This is a genomic window from Pseudomonas guariconensis, assembly GCF_900102675.1.
GTDB classification, from domain to species: Bacteria; Pseudomonadota; Gammaproteobacteria; order Pseudomonadales; family Pseudomonadaceae; genus Aquipseudomonas; species Aquipseudomonas guariconensis.
On record NZ_FMYX01000001.1, the window covers coordinates 470,444 to 491,731 of the forward strand.

Genomic DNA, 21,288 nt, shown 5'->3' on the forward strand with positions numbered 1-21,288 from the left:
CTCATGCGCTTTGCCAAGCTGACCCAACGCATCGCCGGCGACGGCGCCGCCGCCTGGGACATCCACTACCGCGCCCTTGCGATGCAGGCCGAGGGCAAGGACGTCCTGTTGCTGTCGGTGGGAGATCCGGATTTCGACACGCCGGCGCCCATCGTCGAGGCGGCCATCGATAGCCTGCGCGATGGCCACACCCATTATTCGGATGTACGCGGCAAGCTGGCCCTGCGCCAGGCCATTGCCCGTCGCCACCAGCAACGCAGCGGCCAGGCGGTGAGCGCCGACCAGGTCACGGTGCTGGCCGGTGCGCAGTGCGCGTTGTTCTGCGTGGCCCAGTGCGTGCTCGATCCGGGCGACGAGGTGATCGTCGCCGAACCCATGTACGTGACCTACGAGGCCGTGTTCGGCGCCTGTGGCGCGACGGTGGTGCCGGTGCCGGTCAAGCCTGAGAACGGGTTCCGCGTGTGCCCCGAGGATGTGGCGGCACGTATCACCCCGCGTACCCGTGCCTTGGCACTGAACAGCCCGCACAACCCTTCGGGCGCGAGCCTGCCGCGCGCCACCTGGGAGGCGCTGGCCGAGCTGTGCATCGCCCATGACCTGTGGCTGATCTCCGATGAGGTGTACAGCGAGCTTTTGTACGAGGGCGAGCATGTCAGCCCCGGCAGCCTGCCGGGCATGGCCGAACGCACGGCGACCCTCAACAGCCTGTCCAAGTCGCACGCGATGACCGGCTGGCGGGTGGGCTGGGTGGTGGGTTCGACCGCGCTGGCGGACCATCTGGAAAATCTCGCCCTGTGCATGCTCTACGGCTCCCCCGACTTCATCCAGGACGCTGCGGTGGCGGCACTGGAGCAACAGCTGCCGGAGCTTGAGGCAATGCGCCTGGCGTACCGCCAGCGCCGTGACCTGGTCTGCGAGCGTCTGGCTGGTTGCCCGGGTATCAAGGCGCTCAAGCCTGATGGGGGCATGTTCGTGATGGTCGATATCCGCGAAACCGGCCTCAGTGCCCAGGCCTTCGCCGACCGCCTGCTGGATAGTCAGGGTGTATCGGTACTGGCGGGCGAGGCCTTCGGCCCGAGCGCTGCCGGGCATATCCGCCTTGGCCTGGTGGTCGGTGCACAGGCGCTGGAAGAGGCGTGCCGACGCATCGCCCGGTGCGCCGCCGAACTGATGAAGGAGCAGACTCATGCGTGAGTACGCGCGGCTTTACATCGACGGCGCCTGGCAGGTGCCGAGCGGGCAGAGGATGGCCGAGGTCATCGACCCGGCCAGCGAAGTTGCCATCGGCCGTGTGCCGCTGGGTGACGAGCAGGATGTGGAGCGGGCGGTGAATGCGGCGCGAAGGGCGTTCGCTGAGTGGTCGCATACGCCATCGAGCCGGCGTGCAGGCTATATCCGTGCCTTGGCCGAGCAATTGCGTGCGCGGGCCGGAGAAATGGCCGATGTGATCACCAGCGAACTGGGCATGCCGGTGCAGTGGTGCCAGATGGTGCAGGTCGACGGGCCAATCGAAGGGCTGGAGCAGTATGTCGAACTGGCTGGCTTGATGGATGAGGTGCGTGAAGTCGGTAACTCGCTGGTGTACCGCGAGGCGGTGGGCGTGTGTGCCTTCATCAACCCGTGGAACTACCCGCTGCACCAGATGATCGGCAAGCTGGCACCGGCCTTGGCTGCCGGTTGCACGGTGGTGGTCAAGCCGAGCCAGGAGACGCCGCTGCACGCCTTCTTGCTGGCTGAGATGATCGACGCCATTGGGCTGCCGGCCGGGGTGTTCAACCTGGTCAGCGGGCCGGGGTCGAAGGTGGGCGAGGCGCTGGCCCGGCATCCGCAGGTAGACATGGTGTCATTCACCGGCTCTACCGGCGCTGGGGTGCGGGTGTCCCAGGCGGCGGCGCCGACGGTCAAACGGGTGTGCCTCGAACTGGGCGGCAAGTCGCCGCTGCTGATCACCGCCGACGCCGACCTGGAAGCGGCGGTGCGCCATGGTGTGCAGGACGTGATGATCAACTCCGGACAGACGTGCACGGCGTTGACCCGCATGCTGCTGCCGGTCGAGCGCTACGCCGAGGCCTTGGAGATCGCCTTGGCCGAGACGCGTGCGCTGGTCATGGGCGATCCGCGTGATCCGCAGAGTTTTCTGGGGCCGATGTGTTCGGCAGGGCAGCGGCGCACGGTGCTCGACTACATCCGCCTGGGGCAGGAAGAGGGCGCGCGATTGTTGTGCGGTGGTGATTCGGCGCCTGGGTTCGAGCGTGGATTCTACGTTGCGCCGACGCTGTTCGCCGATGTCGACAACCGCATGCGCATCGCCCAGGAAGAGAGCTTCGGGCCGGTACTGTGCCTGATCCCGTATGCCGATGAGCAGCAGGCTATTTCGATGGCCAACGACTCGCCGTTTGGCTTGTCCAGCGCAGTGTGGGCAGGCGATCGCGAGCGTGGGCTGGCCTTGGCCCGACAGATGCGTGCCGGGCAGTGCTTCGTCAACGGTGGCGGGTTCAACTACCGGGCACCGTTTGGCGGCTACAAACAGTCCGGAAACGGGCGCGAGTGGGGCGAGGAGGGGTTGGGTGAGTTCATCGAAGTGAAGGCGGTTCAGCTCTGAGACCGGAGGGCTGCTGTGCAGCCCATTCGCGGGTAAACCCGCTCCGACAGCAACCTCGCTGCTTTAGGGCAACGGTGAACCTTTGGGAGCGGGTTTACCCGTGAAGAGGACGCGAAGGGAAGGATCAACCCGCCGCCACATCCTCCACGGGCCTGTCGAACGCCACGAACAATTGATCGGCCGTGATCGCCCCCAGATCCAGGCGCATGTTCGCCTCGAGCATGGCGAACAGACGGGTGAACACCTCGTACACCTTGCAGTGATCCTCCATCCCGGAAAACGGGTTGTCGATCTTCTCGGCGATCAATGAGCTTTCCTGCACCGCGTCGTACACCTCGCGCAGGGTGATTTCGCTGGCCGGGCGGGCCAGGGTCAGGCCGCCATGAGCGCCACGCCAGGACTTGAGAATGTCGGCCTTGACCAGTTGCGAGGCCAGGCTGCGCACCCGTGCCGGATGGACCTTGACCCACTTGGCGATGGTCTCCGTACGCAGTTTCTGCGGTGCGTTGGCGGCCACGAACGAGAGGATGTACGAGGCGGTGATCAGGCGAGTCGACTGGCTCATCGGCAAAGGTCCCTGGGTAAAAACCGAAGTCTACACCCCTGTGAAAATCTCACTTGGCAGGGGCGTGGCATTGAGTCTAATGTATTTGTCACGATGACAATTACAAATATTTGGTCGTCGGGCGAACAAGACCTTTCCTGGCGGTTCAACAGAGGCGATGCCATGAGCGATAACAAGAACAAGATCACTCAAGCGATGCCCGATAGCGGCCTGCCGCGTCGGGATTTCCTCAAGTACAGCGCGGCGGCGGCCACCTTCGCCGGCGCCTTCTCGCTGGGCCTGCCGATGTCGGGCTGGGCCGAGGAGGGCACCCCTAAGGCCGGCGGCGTCCTGCGCATGGGCCTGGCGGGTGGCAGCACCACTGATTCCGGCGACCCAGGCTCGTGGAGCGATACGTTTACGTTTGTCGGGTTCTCGGCCGTATACAACACCCTGAGCGAAATCAGCGTCGACGGCACGGCGATTCCAGAGTTGGCCGAGCGCTGGGAGTCCAGCCCCGACGCCAAGGTCTGGACCTTCACCCTGCGCCAGGGCGTCACCTTCCACGATGGCAAGACCCTGGACGCCAACGATGTGGTCGCCTCGATCCAGCACCACCTGGGCGAAAAATCCACCTCGGCGGCCAAGACCGTGCTCGGCGATGTCGCCCAGGTCCGCGCCCAGGGCAACGACACCGTGGTGTTCGAGCTGCATTCGGGCAATGCCGACTTCGCCTATGTAGTCGCCGATTACCATCTGGTGATCATGCCGGCCAAGGACGGTGTGGCTGACTGGCGCTCCGGCAACGGCACCGGCGGCTACCGCCTCAAGCGCTTCGAGCCAGGCGTGCGCATGGACCTGGAGCGCAACCCGAACTACTGGAAGCCCGGTCGTGCGCATTTTGCCAGCGCCGAACTGCTGGCCATCGCCGATGGCGCTGCGCGGGTCAATGCCCTGGTCACCGGCCAGGTGGACGTGATCAACAAGGTCGATCTCAAGACCGTGGCGCTGCTCAAGCGCAACCCGCAGTTGGTGATCGAAGAGACCAAGGGCGCCCAGCACTACACCTTCCCCATGCTCTGCGACAGCACCCAGTTCAAGAACAACGACGTGCGTTTGGCGCTCAAGTACGCCATCGACCGCCAGGCCTTGTTGACTTCAGTGCTGCATGGCTACGGCCAGATCGGCAACGACCATCCGATCCAGCCGGGCAGCCGCTTCATCAACCCGGCGCTCGAACAGCGCGCCTACGACCCGGACAAAGCCCGTTTCCATCTGCGCCAGGCTGGGCTGGACGCGCTCAAGGTGCGTTTGCAGGCTTCGGACGCCGCCTATACCGGCGCGGTGGACGCTTCGGTGCTGTTCAAGGAGCAGGCGCGCAAGTCGGGTATCGACATCGATGTGGTGCGCGAACCGGCCGATGGCTTCTTCACCAACGTATGGATGAAGCAGCCGTTCACCACTTCGTTCTGGTACAGCAGCCTGACCGCCGACCGCATGTTCAGCATCGGCTATGCAAAAGGCGCAGCCTGGAACGAGACGCACTGGGACAACGCCCGCTTCAACCAGCTGCTCAATGCCGCCCGTGGCGAGATGAACGCGCCGCTGCGGCAGGAGATGTACAACGAAATGCAGGCCCTGTGCCGCGACGACGGCGGCGCCATCGTGCCGCTGTTCGCAAGCTCGGTGGCGGCGCGTTCGCGTCGGGTCACCCACGGCGGGGTCACCGCGCCCTATGGCGAACTCGATGGCCTGCGGCTGATCGAGCGCTGGTGGCAGGCCTGATCCCTTTCGTTACTGCACGAGGAGCCCATGGTGAATAGTCTTGGTTCATTACTCGCGCGACGCCTGGCCTTGGGCCTGTTGTCGCTGCTGGCCGTCTCGGTGATCATCTTCCTGGCCGTGGGCATGCTGCCTGGCGATGTCGCCCAGGCCATGCTGGGCCAGGCGGCCACCCCTGAAACCGTCGCGGCGCTGCGGGCACAACTGGGTCTGGACATGCCGGCCTGGAGCCGCTTCGGCCACTGGGCCTGGCAGCTGTTGCACGGTGATCTGGGTGTATCGCTGGCCAACCAGCGGCCGATCGCAGAGCTGATCGGCGCGCGACTGGGCAACACCTTCAGCCTGGCGCTGCTGGCGGCGCTGGTCTCGGTGCCGTTGGCCTTGCTATTGGGCATGCTGGCGGCGCTGTACCGCAACAGTTGGTTCGACCGGTTGCTCAACACCAGTGCGCTGACGGCGGTGTCGTTTCCGGAGTTCTTCGTCGCCTACATCCTGATCCTAGTATTCGCGGTGAAGCTGGCCTGGCTGCCGAGCATTTCCAACCTGTCGCCTGATGCCTCCCTGGGCGAAGTGCTGGAGCGCTCGTTGCTGCCGGTGCTGACCCTGGCCCTGGTGGTGGTCGCGCAGATGATGCGCATGACCCGTGCGTCGCTGATCAACCTGCTGGCCAGCCCCTACATCGAGATGGCCCGGCTCAAGGGCATCTCGCCGGCGCGAGTCATCTTCCGCCATGCCTTGCCCAACGCCTTGGCGCCAATCATCAACGTGGTGGCGTTGAACCTGGCGTATCTGGTGGTGGGGGTGGTGGTGGTCGAGGTGGTGTTCGTCTACCCAGGCCTGGGCCAACTGCTGGTGGATTCTGTCGCCAAGCGCGACATCCCGGTGGTGCAGGCCTGCAGCCTGATCTTCGCCGCCACCTACATTCTGCTCAACACCAGTGCCGATGTGCTGTCGATCGCCAGCAATCCGCGCCTGATGCATCCGAAGGGGTAGCCGATGAGCCTGTTCAAGCAATTGCAGCGTGCGCCGCTGAGCGCCAAGTTCGGTTTGCTGGTGATCGTCCTGTATGTGCTGGTGGCATTGTTTGCTCCGGTACTGGCGCCATTCGGCGAGACCGAGGTGGTGGGCGAGGGCTTCGCGCCCTGGGGTGGGCAGTTCCTGCTGGGCACCGACAACCTGGGTCGCGACATGTTCAGCCGTCTGGTCTATGGCGCGCGCAATACCTTGGGGATCGCTTTTCTGACCACTGCCCTGGCCTTTGCCGTGGGCGGCTTTTGCGGCCTGGTCGCGGCGATCAAGGGCGGCTGGATCGACCAGGGCCTGTCGCGCCTGGTAGATGTGTTGATGGCCATCCCGCAGCTGATCTTCGCCTTGCTGATCCTGAGCGTAGTCGGCACCACGGCCACCTCGTTGGTGCTGGTGATCGCACTGCTCGATGCCACCCGGGTGTTCCGCCTGGCACGGGCGGTGGCAATGACAGTGGTGGTACAGGACTTCGTCGAGGCCGCGCGCCTGCGCGGGGAGGGACTGTGGTGGCTGGTCAGCCGCGAGGTGCTGCCCAATGCCGCAGCGCCGTTGATCGCCGAGTTCGGCCTGCGCTTCTGTTTTGTCTTTCTGTTCATCAGTGCCTTGTCGTTCCTGGGCCTGGGTATCCAGCCACCGACCGCCGACTGGGGCAGCATGGTGCGTGACAACGCCGTGCTGATCACCTTCGGTGACGTCAGCCCACTATTGCCGGCGCTGGCCGTGGCGCTGATCACCGTCAGCGTGAACTTCGTCGTGGACTGGGTGCTGCACACGGCCAGTGGCCTCAAGGAGTGCTGAACATGAGCCAATCATTGCTGGAAATCCGTAATCTGCGCATCGACGGCCACCACGACGATGCCTGGCACCCGCTGATCAAGGGCATCGACCTGACCCTGGCGCGAGGCGAGGTGCTGGGGCTGATCGGCGAATCGGGGGCGGGCAAATCGACCTTGGGCCTGGCGGCCATGGGCTACGTCCGCGACGGCTGTCGCATCAGCGGCGGCTCGGTGCGTTTCGATGGCCAAGAGCTGGTGAGCGCAGCGCCCGAGACCTTGCGCCGTCTGCGCGGCTTGCGCATCGCCTACGTGGCACAGAGCGCGGCAGCATCGTTCAACCCGGCCCATCGTTTGATCGACCAACACATCGAGACGGCGGTGAAGAACGGTGGCATCGACCGGGCCAAGGCCGAGGCCGAAGCGGTGGAGCTGTACCGGGTGCTGCGCCTGCCGGACCCCGAGCACATCGGTCAACGCTACCCGCACCAGGTCTCCGGTGGTCAACTGCAGCGGGTGATGACCGCCATGGCCATGGCCTGTCATCCGGACCTGATCGTCTTCGACGAGCCCACCACGGCCCTGGACGTCACCACCCAGATCGAAGTGCTGACGGCCATTCGCGATGCCGTGCGCACCTATGGGAGCGCCGCGCTGTACATCAGTCATGACCTGGCGCTGGTAGCCCAGATCGCCGATCGCATCATGGTGTTGCGTCACGGCAGCCTGGTGGAAGAGGCCCAGACCCGCGCCATGCTGCAAACCCCCACCCAGGACTACACCCGCTCGCTATGGGCGGTGCGCAGTTTCCACACCCAGCCCAAAGCGCGCCCACCCCAGGCCCAGCCCTTGCTTGAGGTGCGCAAGGCCAATGCCAGCTACGGCGCCCAGCCGGTGCTGCATGAGGTTTCGCTCACGCTGCATCGGGGCCAGACCCTGGCGGTGATCGGCGAGTCGGGCAGCGGCAAGAGCACCACCGCGCGGCTGATCACCGGCCTGTTGCCGGCCAGTAGTGGGCAAGTGCTGTACGACGGCCAGGCGCTGCCAGCGGACTATCGCCAGCGCAACAAGGAGCAGTTGCGGCGGATCCAGATGATCTACCAGATCCCCGACACCGCCTTGAACCCCCGCCAGCGCATCGTCGACATCATCGGCCGTCCGCTGACCTTCTACCTGGGCCTCAAGGGCAAGGCCTTGCGCCAGCGCGTGGCTGAGCTGTTGGAGATGATCGAACTGGACCCGGCCAAGTACATGGACCGCCAGCCCCGCGAGCTATCCGGCGGGCAGAAGCAGCGCATCTGCATCGCCCGGGCCCTGGCGGCTGAGCCTGAGCTGATCATCTGCGACGAAGTCACCTCGGCCCTCGATCAACTGGTGGCCGAGGGCGTGCTCAAGCTGCTTGATCGCATCCAGCGGCAACTGGGCGTTTCCTACTTGTTCATCACCCACGACGTGGCCACGGTACGCGCCATTGCCGACGAAGTGATGGTGATGCAACGCGGCCGAGTGGTCGATCACGGCAGCCGCGAGGCCATCTTCTCGCCGCCGTATCGCGACTACACCGGGCTGCTGTTCTCCTCCGAACCGGAAATGGACCCTGACTGGCTCGACCGCCTGCTGGCCCGCCGCGCCGGAGACTCCAACCTGCAACCTGTGCAAGGACAACCTTCATGAATGTACTGATCGTCCACGCTCATCCCGAGCCGCAATCCTTCACCGCCGCCCTGCGTGACCAGGCGGTGGAAACCTTCAAGGCCCAGGGGCATCAGGTGCAGGTCAGCGACCTGTACGCGATGGGCTGGAACCCGGTGGCCAGCGCCGAGGACTTCGGCAAACGCGAAAACCCCGACTACCTGGTCTATGCCTTGGAGCAGCGCCTGGGCGTCAAGAGCGGTTCGATCGCCCCGGACATCCAGGCCGAGCTGGACAAGTTGCTGTGGGCGGACCTGCTGGTGCTCAACTTCCCGATCTTCTGGTTCTCGGCGCCGGCCATGCTCAAGGGCTGGATCGACCGGGTGCTGGTGTCCGGCGTTTGCTATGGCGGAAAGCGTTTCTACGACCAAGGCGGGCTGGTGGGCAAGAAAGCGCTGGTCACCGTGACCCTTGGCGGGCGCGAGCACATGTTCGGCGAAGGGGCGATTCATGGTCCGCTGGAAGACATGCTCCGGCCGATCCTGCGCGGCACCTTGGCGTACGTGGGGCTGGAGGTGCTGCCGCCGTTCGTGGCCTGGCACGTGCCTTACATCAGCGATGAAGCACGCAAGGGCTTTTTGCGCGACTACCAGCAGCGCCTGGAGCACCTGTCGGACGACCTGCCGCTTGAGTTCCCCAAGCTTTCGCAATTCGACGAGGCGCTGTACCCGCTGGCCAAATGATTGCGACCGATTGTCGCTGAGCGGACGCCGGGGAGGGCGGCGCAGGCCGTCTGCCCCGGTTTGTTGCCCGGCGCGCAACAGATATTCTTTGCGTCAAGACTTTTCAGTGGCGGCCCTACGACTTAAGGTGGCAGCAAGCAAAACTGTCTGGAGCTCCAATGTCGAACTTCCCCACTGTCCGCCCTCGTCGCCTGCGGCAGAACGAATCCCTGCGTACGCTGTTCCAGGAGACCGAATTTCGCCTTGACGATTTGATCCTGCCGATCTTCGTCGAAGAGGGTATCGATGATTTCGTCCCGATCACCAGCATGCCGGGGGTCAACCGCATTCCTGAGAAGATGCTCGCCCGTGAAATCGAGCGTTATGCCCGTGCCGGTATCAAGTCGGTGATGACCTTCGGCGTTTCGCATCACCTGGATGCCACAGGCAGCGACACCTGGAACGAAAACGGCCTGGTGGCGCGCATGGCGCGCATCTGCAAGGACACGGTGCCGGAAATGGTGGTGATGTCCGACACCTGCTTCTGTGAATACACCAGCCACGGCCATTGCGGCGTGCTGCACGATCACGGCGTGGACAACGATGCCACCCTGGCCAACCTGGGCAAGCAGGCGGTGGTGGCCGCGGCGGCCGGTGCCGACTTCATCGCCCCTTCGGCGGCGATGGACGGCCAGGTCCAGGCGATCCGCAGCGCCCTGGACGGCGCAGGCTTCCATGACACCGCGATCATGGCCTACTCGACCAAGTTCGCTTCCTCGCTCTACGGCCCGTTCCGCGAGGCCGGCGGCACCGCACTCAAGGGTGACCGCAAGAGCTACCAGATGAACCCGATGAACCGCCGCGAGGCCGTACGCGAGTCGTTGCTCGACGAGCAGGAAGGGGCGGATGTGCTGATGGTCAAGCCGGCCGGTGCCTACCTGGATGTCATTGCCGACATCCGCGCCGCCTCGCGCTTGCCGTTGGCGGCGTATCAGGTCAGCGGCGAGTACGCGATGATCAAGTTCGGTGCTTTGGCCGGTGCCATCGACGAAGCCCGCGTGGTGCGTGAGAGCATCGGCTCGATCAAGCGTGCTGGTGCGGACCTGATCCTGACCTACTTCGCGATGGACCTGGCGCGCGACGGTATCTAAGCCCTCGGGGCCGCGCTGCGGCCCTTTCACAGGTTCGCGGCTCAAGCCGCTCTGCAGGAACGGCGTTGCCCTGCGGATTCGCATCAGGTCCCGTTCTTGATCTTGCTCCAGGTCCGTGTGCGCATCCGCTCGTATTTGAGCGGCAACGTCTCCAGGGTGAACAACGTGCCCATCACCTCAGCCGGTGGATAGACCGCCGGGTCTTTCAACAGCCGTGGATCGACCAGGGGCAGTGCGTCCTTGTTGCCGTTGGGGTAGCCCACATAGTCGGATGACTTGGCCACCACCTCCGGACGCATCATGTAGTTGATGAAGGCGTGCCCCTGTTCGGGGTGCGGGGCGTCCTTGAGCACCACCATGTTGTTGATCCACATGGGCGCGCCTTCGCGGGGGATGCTGTAGGTCACCTGCACGCCATTGTTGGCCCGCTCGGCCGCCTGCTTGGCGCTGTACACCGAGCCGCCCCAGCCTACCACCACGCAGATGTCGCCATTGGCCAGGTCCGTGGTGAACTTCGACGAATCGAAATAGCGCACATAGGGACGGATGCCCTGCAGCAGTTCCTCGGCCTTGCGGTAGTCGTCCGGGTTGCGGCTGTTGGCGGGCAGGCCAAGGTAGTGCAGGGCGATCGGCAGGATCTCTACCGGCGCATCGAGCATGGCCACGCCACAGGCGCTTAGCTTTTCGATGTTCTCCTTGCGCAGCACCAGGTCCCAGGAATCCACCGGCGCGTCCTTGCCCAGCAGTCGGGTCACCTTAGCCTTGTCGTAGCCGATACCGGTGGTGCCCCACATGTAAGGCACCGCGTAGCGATTGCCCGGGTCGTTGGTGGCGAGCTTGCGCATCAGCTGCTCGTCCAGGTGCGAGCGGTTGCCCAACTGGGCGAGGTCCAGCGGCGCGAGCACGCCGGCCTTGATGAAGTTGGGCAGCAGGTCGTCGGGCACCATCACCACGTCATACCCGCTATGGCCGGCCATCAGCTTACTTTCCATGACTTCGGCGTTGTCGAAGGCATCCAGCACCAAGGTCGTGCCGGTGGCCTGCTCGAAGGCCTTGGGCGTTTCCGGTGCCAGGAAGTCGGACCAGTTGTAGAAATGCACGGTGGGTGCACCGGCGGCGACGGCATCGAGGCTGAGGAGCCCGGCAAGGCCGAGCGTGGCCAGGCGACGGCCGAGGGCTGGGGGACGTACGAGCTGCATTTGTAATCCTTGTTATCGCGCTGCAAAAGGGGTAGGGCGAATGTAGGCGCGTACCGAATGCTTTCCTATCCCGTCGAAGGGTTAACCCCTGGGGTAGGGGAGACTGGCATTGTCCTCAGGCGAAGTCAGCACATTAGGATTCGTCTCATGGGGCGCCGGATGGCCTGGCCTTAACCTTGAGGCTTTGATCGACGCTTGCTCGAGCCGTGGACTGGCAAGAAGAGGAGCCAGACCCATGGGAGATGGCAGGCAGTATGCGTCGGAACTAAGGATCGTCTGATGTCCATTGGCCAGCTCGAATCTTAGATTCGGCGGATGAGATTAAAAAGCTACCTGTTGCAGATCAGCCCTTTGCTTTCCAGTCCCGAAGCCGTCCGCCGACTGCTTCGGGTGTTCGCGATCGTGCTGTCGGTCGGCATCCTCAGCGGTGCCTACAACTTCCTGCTGTTCACCTTCAATAACGACATTTCCCAACGCCGCGGCTACATGAGCAGTGCCATCGCCGAGGCGCACACCTTCTTCACCACCCGCGAAGCATTGCTCGAAAGCCTGAGCCTGTCGGCCGTGCGCAAGGGCTGGCAGGCCGAGCCGCTGGTCTACCTGCCGTCCTTCGAGGAGGTTCACCTGCAACTAGGCGATGCGGCCGGCAAGCAGTGGAGCATCTGGTTGACCCGACGCATGTGCGACTACCTCAGGGCACAGCAGGTCAGTCTTTTGTATGTGGGTAATGGGGCGCATGACCACGGCGTGCGCCTGTTCAGCCCGTCCGGCGCAGAGCCGGCGTTGCCTCGCCGCATTCTCGAGCAATTGCAGGCGTTGCGCGACGACGATGGCTCACCGCTACAAGAACTGTGGCTGACCGATCAGGATCAACAGGCCACGCACCTGTATATCTTCAAGCGCCTGGACGAAGAGGATGCCGATTCCGGCTGGCTGGGCCTGGAGATGGACAGCCGGGCCGTGTCGGCAGCGCTGAGCGACCAGAGCGCCGGCGAATTCATGATGCTCAACGCCGATGAAATGCTGGTGTTCAGCAACATGCCGGGCGCGCGCTTGAGCCGATCGCTGCTGGAGCGCCGGGGCGACAATTTTTTCGGTTTCGTCGGCGACGGCCTGTTTCCGGATCATCTGGTCATCCGCAAGAACCTGATGTCCTCGGACTGGCAGCTGGTCTATTCGATCGATCTTATCGACGTATTGCAGGGGCTGTGGAAGCAGTTGCTCGGCACTTTGCTGTTCTGTCTGCTCAATATTTTATTGATCGTGCTGTTGCTGCGCCGCTTCGAGCAGCGCCTGATCACCCCGACCATCCATCGGATCCAGGCGCTGATCGAAAGTGAGGCGTTCAGCCGTGACGTGATCCAGGCCGCGCCGGTGGCGCTGTGCGTACTGCGCCGCAGTGACGGTCAGATGGTGCTGGAAAATTCGTTGGCCCAGCAGTGGCTGGGCAAGGGATTGGACCGGGAGATCCTCTGCCCAGGCTGGATCCGCCAGGCATTCGACGCGCCCGAAGCTCCCCATGGCGAGACCTTCGAGACCTCAAGCGGTCGTCACCTGCACCTTAGCAGTGTGCCCACCCGCTACAAAGGAGAGGATGTGCTGCTGTGTGCTTTCAATGACGTCACCGCCAGCAAGCAGGTGGAGGCGGCGCTCAAAGCGGCGCGCCAATCGGCGGATGCGGCCAACGAAGCCAAGACACTGTTTCTGGCCACCATGAGCCATGAGATCCGGACACCGCTGTATGGCGTGCTGGGGACGCTGGAGCTGTTGTCGCGTACACATTTGGATGCCCAACAGCGCGACTACCTGCAAGCGCTCGAAGGCTCTTCGGCCACCTTGTTGCAGTTGATCTGCGATGTGCTGGATGTCTCGAAAATCGAAGCCGGCCAGTTGGCCCTGGAGGTCAGTGAGTTTTCCCCGCTGGAGCTGGTGCACGAGGTGATCCAGGGCTACAGCGCCGCGGCCCTGGGCAAGGGCCTGGAGCTCTATGCCTGCCTCGATCCGCAACTGCCGCTGCGGCTGTTGGGGGATCGTGCGCGCATCCGGCAAATCCTGAATAACCTGCTGAGCAACGCCGTCAAGTTCACCGACTATGGCCGCGTTGTGCTGCGTGTGCGCCTGTCGCACCGGGAGGGAGAGCGTTCCTGTCTGCTGTGGCAGGTCGCCGACACCGGGCGTGGCATCGCCGAGGAAGAACACCCATTGATCTTCGACCCGTTCTATCAGACCGCAGGCAACATCCAAGGGGTGGCGGGTACTGGCCTGGGCCTGCCGATCTGCCAGCGCCTGACGCAATTGATGAACGGCCAGATGCGTATGGTCAGCGAACTCGGCTTGGGCACCAGCTTCACCTTGCTGTTGCCGCTGGAGGAGTCCTTGCGCACCCACGAGGCGGCTTTGCCCTGCAACCTGTTGGCCGAGCGCATCCATGTGGTGTCGCCGCTGCGCGAGCTGGCCGAGAGCCTGGCAGGGTGGTTGCGGCGCTGGGGCGCGCGGGCCCAGGTCGGGCAGCCGGTATCGATGAGTGCAGGCGGGGTCCTGCTCGAGGCGCATCCCGGCAGGTTGGACACTCAGCTGGTGCCGCAATGGAATGGACGCCGGGTATTAGCCAGCGCCGATGGCTGCAGCGAACCGCGCCAGGACGGCGAAAGCTGGCACGTCAACCTCAGCCACCTGGTCGCATTACACCAGGCCATCTGCCAGGCCCAAGGGCTTTGGGTGGCAGGTGATCAGACGCGCAGCGCTGGCCCCCAGATCCGCCACCTTGGCCTGAGCATTCTGGTGGCCGAGGACAACATCATCAACCAGTTGATTCTGCGTGATCAGCTCGAAGAACTCGGCTGCACCGTAGTGCTCGCTGGCGACGGCGAGCAGGCCCTGCGCTGCTGGGATCAGGGGGCGTTCGATGTGGTGCTGAGCGACGTCAACATGCCCCGGGTCAACGGCTACGAACTGGCCAGAACCCTGCGCCGGCGAGGCTGCACCGTACCCATCGTCGGTGCCACGGCAAATGCCCTGCGCGGCGAGGAGGAGCTGTGCCTGGCCGCCGGCATGAATCACTGCCTGGTCAAGCCCTTCACGTTGCAGACGCTGTACCACTGCCTGGCCGCCTACCAAGGAAACGCCCATGAGAGCCTTTGAAATCCTCATCGTCGAGGACCACCCGTTCCAGTGCATGTACCTGCAGCACCTGTTCAATGAACTGGGCGAGCTGCGTGTGGACACCGCCCGGGACGGCACCGAGGCGCTGTTGCGCCTGCAGCAGCGCGACTATGACCTGATCCTTACGGACCTGTTGATGCCAGGCATGGACGGTGTGCAGTTCATCCAGCACCTGGCAGCACTGCCAGGCAGGACAGGCCTGGCGATCATGAGCGCGGCATCACGGCGGATGCTGATGGCCGCAAGCTTGGCGGCCAAACATCTTGGCGTGGACGTGGTGGGGTTGTTGTCCAAGCCTGTCACGCCCGAGGCGCTAAGGGCTGTCGTCGAGCAACTGCGCGAGCAGCGGCGAACACCCGCCCATGCCACACCGCAGGCAGTCGATTATGACCGCCAGACTTTGCTCGAAGCCCTGAACAACCGGGCGTTCCAGGCCTGGTTCCAACCCAAGAAGTCTTTGAGCACCGGCCGTATCGTCGCCGCCGAGGCTCTGGTGCGCTGGATACATCCCGAGCACGGTGTGCTGTTGCCAGGGGCATTTCTGCCAGCGCTCAGGGCCTTCGATCTGGAGGAGCGCCTGTTGTGGTCGATGCTCAAGCAGAGCCTGGACGCCCAGGCCCAATGGCGCGCCCGGGGTTATGACTTGCCCGTGTCGATCAACCTGCCGACCCACCTGCTCAACAGTCATGACTTGGCTGACCGTCTGCTGGAATTCGTATTGCACCATGGGGGCAACCCAGCCCGGATCTGCTTCGAGCTGATGGAATGCTCCGTTCCTGACGAGGTGAGCAACTACTACGCGGGCGCCTGCCGTCTGCGCATCAAGGGCTTCGGCCTTTCACAGGATGATTTTGGCAAGGGCTACAGCTCTTACATGAATCTGGTGTCTACGCCGTTCACCGAGCTCAAGATCGATCGCGCGTTGGTGCAGGGCTGCCACGAGAACGACAACCTGGCCTGCGCCCTGGCCAGCATTGTCGCCCTTGGCCGCCGGCTGGGCCTTAACGTGGTCGCCGAGGGTGTGGAGAAACCTGAGGAACTGGCTTTGCTGCGCCGGCTGGAGTGCAGCCATGTGCAGGGCTTCCTGATTTCCCATGCGGTGTCCCTGGACCAGTTCCTGCATTTGCTGAAGGTCGATGGACCGGCAATGAGCCATTAATCGGACCTGGCGCAACGCTCGCGCCTAGCTTAGGAGGTAGACTCCCACCCTTACGCGTATTGCTGGCCCACGGACCCATTGATGAAACACTCCAACGCGCTTCTGGACAATCTCACCCGCAGCTCGTCGCGTCTGAGCAAAGGCATCATGGTGCTGCTCGGGGTGGCGGTGCTGCTGGTGAGCACCACCTATTGGTCGTTCCAGCGGCTGATCGAGGAGCACCACGACACGGTGCGTTTCCACTTCACCCGGCTGATGCAGAACATTCAGGAGCAGGAGCTGTTCCTGACCTCGCTGCGCCAGCGTAGCCTGCGCGGCGAGTTGATGCCCCGCGATGCAGCCCAGATGCCCGGGGTCGAGCCGCGTCAATGGGAAGGCGATGGCATGTACCGTGGTCAGGAGAATCCCTTCTCGATGCCGTTCAGTGTCAGGCTCGCCACTCATGCCGAGGACACTGACAAGGCCGCCCAGGTTGCCGTCCTCGCAGCGCACCTGAGCGCTTATTACAGCGCCTTTTGGGCCACTTCGCATTTCCAGTCTCCCCAAGCCTTCCTGTTCAATCGACAGGGCGATTTCGACGTGGCCGTGCCCGCGAGAGGTGAGCACAGTACCGGTACGGGCACACGGGAGCCAATCGGCCAGATGTTCGACATGGTTCGCGCCCAGGCACCACAGGGCGATGGCCCCGAGGTCAAGTGGCGCGCCTATGGCAGCCCCGGAAACGGGGTGGTTGCCGCGCGCGTGCTGGCCTATGCCAACCTCGATTTGCTGCCTGAACAGCTGCGCATCAAGGATTCCGGTCCGCACGCCACGGCTGCGGTAATGCTCGACCTGACCCATGCCAATGATTTTCAGCGCACCATGGACTGGTCGGTGTATGACCGTTTCACCTTGGTCACCCCGTCGGGGCAAGTGCTCTCGGGCATCCTGCGTCCCGAGATGACGTTGCATGAGGGGTTCAACCTCAAGTCCGACGGGCTGGTGTTCAAGCTGGTCAACCACGACGGGCCAGCCTGGACGGCGATCTACACCATCGGCTTCAAGAGCTTTTTCCGCTATGCGCTGGGTTCGTTGCTCAGTCTAGGCGCGGGGCTGGCCGGCCTGGGCGGCCTGGGTTGGGCGGCGAGCCGCTGGTATCGGCGCCAGGTGATCCTGCCGGCCAACCAGGCCCACGCCGCCATTGCCGAGAGCGAGGCCTTCAGCCGTGTGGTCATCGATACTGCCCCCACAGGGCTGTGTGTGGTGCGCCGGGCAGATCGCAAGGTACTGCTGGAAAACCAGCGCGCAAGGCAGTGGCAAGGGACCGCGGCGTTGGTGGCAGCTTTGGACCATTGGCAGGACAGCGGCGAGGGGGCCGAGCATGCGCTCGAGATCGAGGGACGGCATCTGCAGGTTGGTTTCGTCGCCACTCGCTACCAGGGCCAGGATGTACGGCTTTATGCCTTCAATGACGTGACGCGTCATGTCGAGGATGCCCGGGCGCTGGAAGACGCCCGGCGCACGGCGGCTGCGGCCAACGAGGCCAAGACACTGTTCCTGGCCACCATGAGTCATGAGATTCGCACACCGCTGTATGGGGTGCTGGGCACCTTGGAGCTGCTCGGCCTGACGCCGTTGGCGCCTCGCCAGCAAGCCTACCTACAGACCATCCAGCGCTCTTCGGCCACGCTGTTCCAGCTGATCAGCGACGTGCTCGATGTTTCGAAGATCGAGTCGGGGCAGATGGCCCTGGAGCCCGTGGAGTTCTGTCCACTGGAGATGATCGAAGACACCCTGCGCACCTATTCAGCCTTTGCCCAGCGTAAAGGGTTGCTGCTGTACGGCTGCACCGATGCCCGGCTGCCACAGCGGGTATTTGGCGACCCGATCCGGATTCGGCAGATCCTCAACAACCTGCTCAGCAACGCTATCAAGTTCACCGACAGTGGCCGCGTTGTGCTGCGTACCCGGGTGTTCGACTGCGCCGAGGGCCAGGTGCACCTGGAATGGCAGGTCGCCGATACCGGCATCGGGTTGTCCGACTCGCAGCAGGCCAGGCTGTTCGAGCTGTTCTATCAGGTGCATGGAGGCTCCAATGAGGGCGGCGCCGGCCTGGGCCTGCCGATCTGCGGATGGCTGAGCGAAATGATGGGCGGGCAGATGAAAGTGGTCAGCGAGCCGGGCCTGGGCAGCAGCTTCACGCTGCGGCTTGCCTTGCCGGTGGTGACGGACGCGTTGCCCTCGCTTACCGAAGGCGTGCCGTCGGCGATGCCGGTGTTCGTCCGCGCGCCGATTCCGGAGCTGGCGCAGCACCATTGCGACTGGCTCAATCGCCTGGGACTGCGTGCCCATCTGGCGCCCTCTACGTCCGCTGCAATTCCTGCGCGGGCGGTGCTGGTCGATGTGCTGCCCGATGAAACGGCGCCAGCTTGGCCTGGCCCGCGCATTCGTTGCCATGCTACCGACTCGGCGCAAGCCGGGCGCGGCGACTGGGACATGAGCCTGCACGATGTCCAGGCCATAGCCCGGGCGGTTTGTCGGATCAACCAGGGGCAGATGGAACCTGCTGTGCAGCGGCAGGCCGGCACCGATAACGAGCTAGGCTTGCACATCCTGGTGGCCGAGGATAACCCGATCAACCAGGCGATCCTCAAGGAGCAGCTCGAGGCGCTGGGTTGCAGTGTCGTGGTTGCACGCAATGGCGAACACGCCCTGCAGCTATGGCAGCCGGAAGTGTTCGACCTCGTGCTGACCGATGTGAACATGCCAGTCGTCAATGGCTATGAGCTGGCCACCGCACTGCGTGAACAGGACCCTGAGCTGCCGATCATCGGCGTCACCGCCAACGCGATGCGCGAGGAGGGCGCACGTTGCCTGGAGGTGGGCATGAATGCCTGGATCGTCAAGCCGCTGAGCTTGCAGACCTTGCGCAGCCAACTGCTCAAACTGTGCCGGCCACACTGGCAGGGCGACAAGCAGGAACCCGTGGTGCCGCAAGCCGACACCACGGATGAGCAGCACGAGGATGTGCTGGCGAAGCTATCGCCGGCCATGCGCGCCCTGTTCATCGAGACCATGACCCAGGACATCCAGGCACTGGAGACCGCCTTGGAGCAGGGCGACCTGCAGGCGCTCGGTAGACAACTGCACAGTATCGCCGGCGCGCTGGGCGCGGTACAGGCGAGCAGCCTGGCGCAACAGTGCATCGCGCTTGAGGTGTTGCTCGCCGACCAGGCGTACGATGAGGCCGCACACCTACAGGTCCGAAAGGTCATTCAACGCTTGGCGGCAATGATCGACGCGCTCAAGTAACATTAACCAGACTGTTCACCCACTCGCCTGAGGCTTTATGGAAAAACTCAAGGTCATCATTGCCGACGATCATCCCATTGTGTTGTTTGGCGTTCGCGAACTGGTCGAACGGGACCCGCATTTTTGCGTGGTCGGGGAGGCGGTAAGTTCCAGCGCATTGATCGCTTTACTGCAGGAACAACCAGTCGATCTGGTGATTACCGACTACAACATGCCGGATGACTCGCCCTATGGCGACGGCTTGAAGTTGATCGACTATCTCAAACGGCACTACCCCGCAGTTCAAGTGTTGATATTGACGATGATATCCAGCTCGATGATTCTTGAGCGCCTGCACGAGTTGGGTGTGGTGGGCGTCATTCAGAAGAATCACCTGCACACCGAGATCGAGCGCGCGCTCAAGGCGATTCGCGGCAAACGCCCGTACTTGAGCCCTCAGGCGCCCAGAGCCTCAGTGGTTGATTCGGGGTTGGACACTGACCAGCGCCTGGAAACGCTGTCGCTCAAAGAACGTGAAGTGTTGCGCTTGTTCGTGGCCGGCAAGACCGTGGGTGATATTGCCCTTAGCCTCAGCCGCAGCCCCAAGACAATCAGTGCGCAAAAAGTCTCGGCCATGCGCAAACTTGAAGTCGATAATGACCAGGCACTATTGGCTTATTGCCTGGAGCGGCGTCTGTTTAATTGACGCTTGGCGGAGCTTATCAGGATCGTCTTATGGGGATAGGTGTCCGGGTTTATTAATGTGTTCTGGCAGTTCAGTGCAGCACATTTCAACTAGGACATCATCATGAAAAACTATTCACTCGCCGCTTTGGCACTGTCGACACTCGTTACTTCCATGGGCACTTTGGCCGCAGGAGAACCACCGGTTCCTGTACAAGGTGGCAGCGGCAAGATCAGCTTCAGCGGCGTCATCAACAATGACGCGTGCTCGGTCGACGGCGCCAATGCCGATCGCGTGATCTCTGTGGATATGGGCAACGTTTCGATCAAAGACATGGGTAGCGCCGAAGCTCCAGCCTCGGGTCGTGTCACCAGCAAGGACTTCAACCTCAACGTCAACTGCAACCTGGGCACCAAGGTTTCCATGGTCTTCGACCCGACCATCCTCGGCGGCTCCGGTATCGTCACCGGCAAGGGCGTGCTGGCACTGACTCCAGGCAGTGGCGCAGCCAAGAACGTCGGTATCGCACTGCTCGACAGCACTGGGGCGAAGATCGACCTCAGCAGCAAGACCACTGCCACTATCCAGAGCGGCATGCATGGTGTCGGCGCAGCGGGCGGCGATGCCACCTTGAGTTTCTCGGCCGCCTACGTGACCACCGGCGCCGAGGGCACTGCCACCGCCGGTCGCGGTGATGCCACCCTGCCATTCATCCTGCAGTACGAATAAGTCGTCACCCAGGGTTCTGTACGCGCGAGGCCTCAGGGCCTCGCCGTCCGCTTAGATAAACGGGGTGATTGCACATGTTGACTCCCAGACTCATTGCCTGCCTGGGCCTGCTGGGCATGCTCCTAGCGCCTCCGGCGATGGCCGGCATTTCGTTGAGCGCCACACGTGTGGTGTTCGACGGCGCCCACAAGGAAGCCAACGTGACCGTGCGCAATGGCGGCCAGGACGTCTTGATCCAGTCGTGGATCGACAGTGACGACGACCAGCACCATACGGTCCCGTTCGCGGTGACACCGCCCTTGGCCAGGGTCATGGCCAAGCAGCAGCAATTGCTGCGAATCCTCTATGAAGGGACAGGCTTACCTCAGGATCGCGAGTCGGTCGTGTGGCTCAATGTCCAGGAAATCCCTCAGGCCAGCGAAAAGGCCAACACACTGCAACTGGCCGTGCGCCAGCGCATCAAGGTGTTCTTCCGACCGGCCGGGCTGCCTGGCGATGCGTTGCAGGCGCCGACGGAGCTGGGCTGGCGCTTGACCCGCGAGGGCGCCTCCACAGTCCTGTCGGTGACTAATCCGAGCCTGTACCACGTGTCGATGGCCGACCTCACGGTTACGGCCAATGGTCAGCGAACGCTGGCGGCCGATTCGGCGATGATCGCGCCCGGACAGACCCGCACCTTTGCCTTGGCCAAGGTTTTGGCCGATGCACCGGCGAACCTGTCCTTTCGCAGCATCAACGATTATGGGGCGCAGAGCGAGTACCACGCGGCGCTGATGCCGAGCACTGTGGTCAAGGCCAAGGCTGTCGAGCCCGCCGCTTCTTCTTAACACCCTCAAATATCTTGGGCGCATG

Annotated in this window: 16 protein-coding genes; 14 read left to right on the plus strand and 2 right to left on the minus strand. The window is 63.5% G+C overall.

Features of this window, described 5'->3' with window-relative positions; all coding sequences use genetic code 11:
- Window positions 1–3: 3 nt before the first annotated feature.
- Window positions 4–1,194 carry a pyridoxal phosphate-dependent aminotransferase gene (locus BLS27_RS02030; protein ID WP_090342758.1) on the plus strand — a complete coding sequence of 397 codons (1,191 nt, stop codon included), beginning with the start codon at window positions 4–6 and terminating at the stop codon, window positions 1,192–1,194.
- Window positions 1,187–2,602, plus strand: a complete 1,416-nt coding sequence (locus tag BLS27_RS02035; RefSeq protein WP_090342760.1) for an aldehyde dehydrogenase family protein — start codon at window positions 1,187–1,189, stop codon at window positions 2,600–2,602. The genes BLS27_RS02030 and BLS27_RS02035 overlap by 8 nt, the downstream gene beginning before the upstream one ends.
- Before the next feature lie 124 nt (window positions 2,603–2,726).
- On the opposite strand, the gene BLS27_RS02040 is transcribed toward BLS27_RS02035, so the two are convergent.
- Entirely contained in the window at window positions 2,727–3,167 is a 441-nt protein-coding gene (locus BLS27_RS02040; RefSeq protein ID WP_090342763.1) for an RrF2 family transcriptional regulator, read from the minus strand.
- Window positions 3,168–3,329: 162 nt separating this feature from the next.
- Between BLS27_RS02040 and BLS27_RS02045 the strand changes: the two genes are divergently transcribed.
- From BLS27_RS02045 to hemB, 6 genes are all read left to right on the plus strand, one after another.
- A complete protein-coding gene (locus BLS27_RS02045; RefSeq protein WP_090342766.1) occupies window positions 3,330–4,931 on the plus strand; it encodes an ABC transporter substrate-binding protein in 1,602 nt (533 codons plus the stop codon).
- A 27-nt stretch (window positions 4,932–4,958) separates the two neighbouring features.
- Window positions 4,959–5,921: an ABC transporter permease gene (locus BLS27_RS02050; RefSeq protein ID WP_425262092.1), complete on the plus strand. Its 963-nt coding sequence runs from the start codon at window positions 4,959–4,961 to the stop codon at window positions 5,919–5,921.
- Between the two features lie 3 nt (window positions 5,922–5,924).
- Entirely contained in the window at window positions 5,925–6,752 is an 828-nt protein-coding gene (locus BLS27_RS02055) for an ABC transporter permease (protein WP_043210859.1), read from the plus strand.
- Between the two features lie 2 nt (window positions 6,753–6,754).
- A complete protein-coding gene (locus BLS27_RS02060; RefSeq protein ID WP_090342769.1) occupies window positions 6,755–8,401 on the plus strand; it encodes an ABC transporter ATP-binding protein in 1,647 nt (548 codons plus the stop codon).
- Entirely contained in the window at window positions 8,398–9,102 is a 705-nt protein-coding gene (locus tag BLS27_RS02065) for an NAD(P)H-dependent oxidoreductase (RefSeq protein WP_043213957.1), read from the plus strand. Before BLS27_RS02060 ends, BLS27_RS02065 begins: the two co-directional genes overlap by 4 nt.
- 158 nt (window positions 9,103–9,260) lie before the next feature.
- A complete protein-coding gene (gene hemB / locus BLS27_RS02070; protein WP_043213955.1) occupies window positions 9,261–10,232 on the plus strand; it encodes a porphobilinogen synthase in 972 nt (323 codons plus the stop codon).
- Window positions 10,233–10,315: 83 nt separating this feature from the next.
- On the opposite strand, the gene BLS27_RS02075 is transcribed toward hemB, so the two are convergent.
- Window positions 10,316–11,431 carry a polyamine ABC transporter substrate-binding protein gene (locus BLS27_RS02075; RefSeq protein WP_090342771.1) on the minus strand — a complete coding sequence of 372 codons (1,116 nt, stop codon included), beginning with the start codon at window positions 11,429–11,431 and terminating at the stop codon, window positions 10,316–10,318.
- Between the two features lie 315 nt (window positions 11,432–11,746).
- Between BLS27_RS02075 and BLS27_RS02080 the strand changes: the two genes are divergently transcribed.
- From BLS27_RS02080 to BLS27_RS02105, 6 genes are all read left to right on the plus strand, one after another.
- A complete protein-coding gene (locus BLS27_RS02080) occupies window positions 11,747–14,572 on the plus strand; it encodes an ATP-binding protein (RefSeq protein ID WP_090342774.1) in 2,826 nt (941 codons plus the stop codon).
- Complete coding sequence (pvrR, locus tag BLS27_RS02085) at window positions 14,559–15,752, plus strand: response regulator cyclic di-GMP phosphodiesterase PvrR (RefSeq protein WP_043213953.1); 1,194 nt, start codon at window positions 14,559–14,561, stop codon at window positions 15,750–15,752. Before BLS27_RS02080 ends, pvrR begins: the two co-directional genes overlap by 14 nt.
- 81 nt (window positions 15,753–15,833) lie before the next feature.
- On the plus strand, window positions 15,834–19,043 hold the full coding sequence (locus tag BLS27_RS02090) for a hybrid sensor histidine kinase/response regulator (RefSeq protein ID WP_090342777.1): 3,210 nt from the start codon (window positions 15,834–15,836) through the stop codon (window positions 19,041–19,043).
- Between the two features lie 37 nt (window positions 19,044–19,080).
- Window positions 19,081–19,728, plus strand: coding sequence for a response regulator (locus BLS27_RS02095; RefSeq protein WP_043213950.1), 648 nt, complete (start codon window positions 19,081–19,083; stop codon window positions 19,726–19,728).
- A 102-nt stretch (window positions 19,729–19,830) separates the two neighbouring features.
- Window positions 19,831–20,436 (plus strand): fimbrial protein, encoded by a 606-nt coding sequence (locus BLS27_RS02100; protein WP_043213948.1) that lies wholly within the window; start codon window positions 19,831–19,833, stop codon window positions 20,434–20,436.
- A gap of 74 nt (window positions 20,437–20,510) precedes the next feature.
- On the plus strand, window positions 20,511–21,263 hold the full coding sequence (locus BLS27_RS02105; RefSeq protein WP_167358055.1) for a fimbrial biogenesis chaperone: 753 nt from the start codon (window positions 20,511–20,513) through the stop codon (window positions 21,261–21,263).
- Window positions 21,264–21,288: the final 25 nt, after the last annotated feature.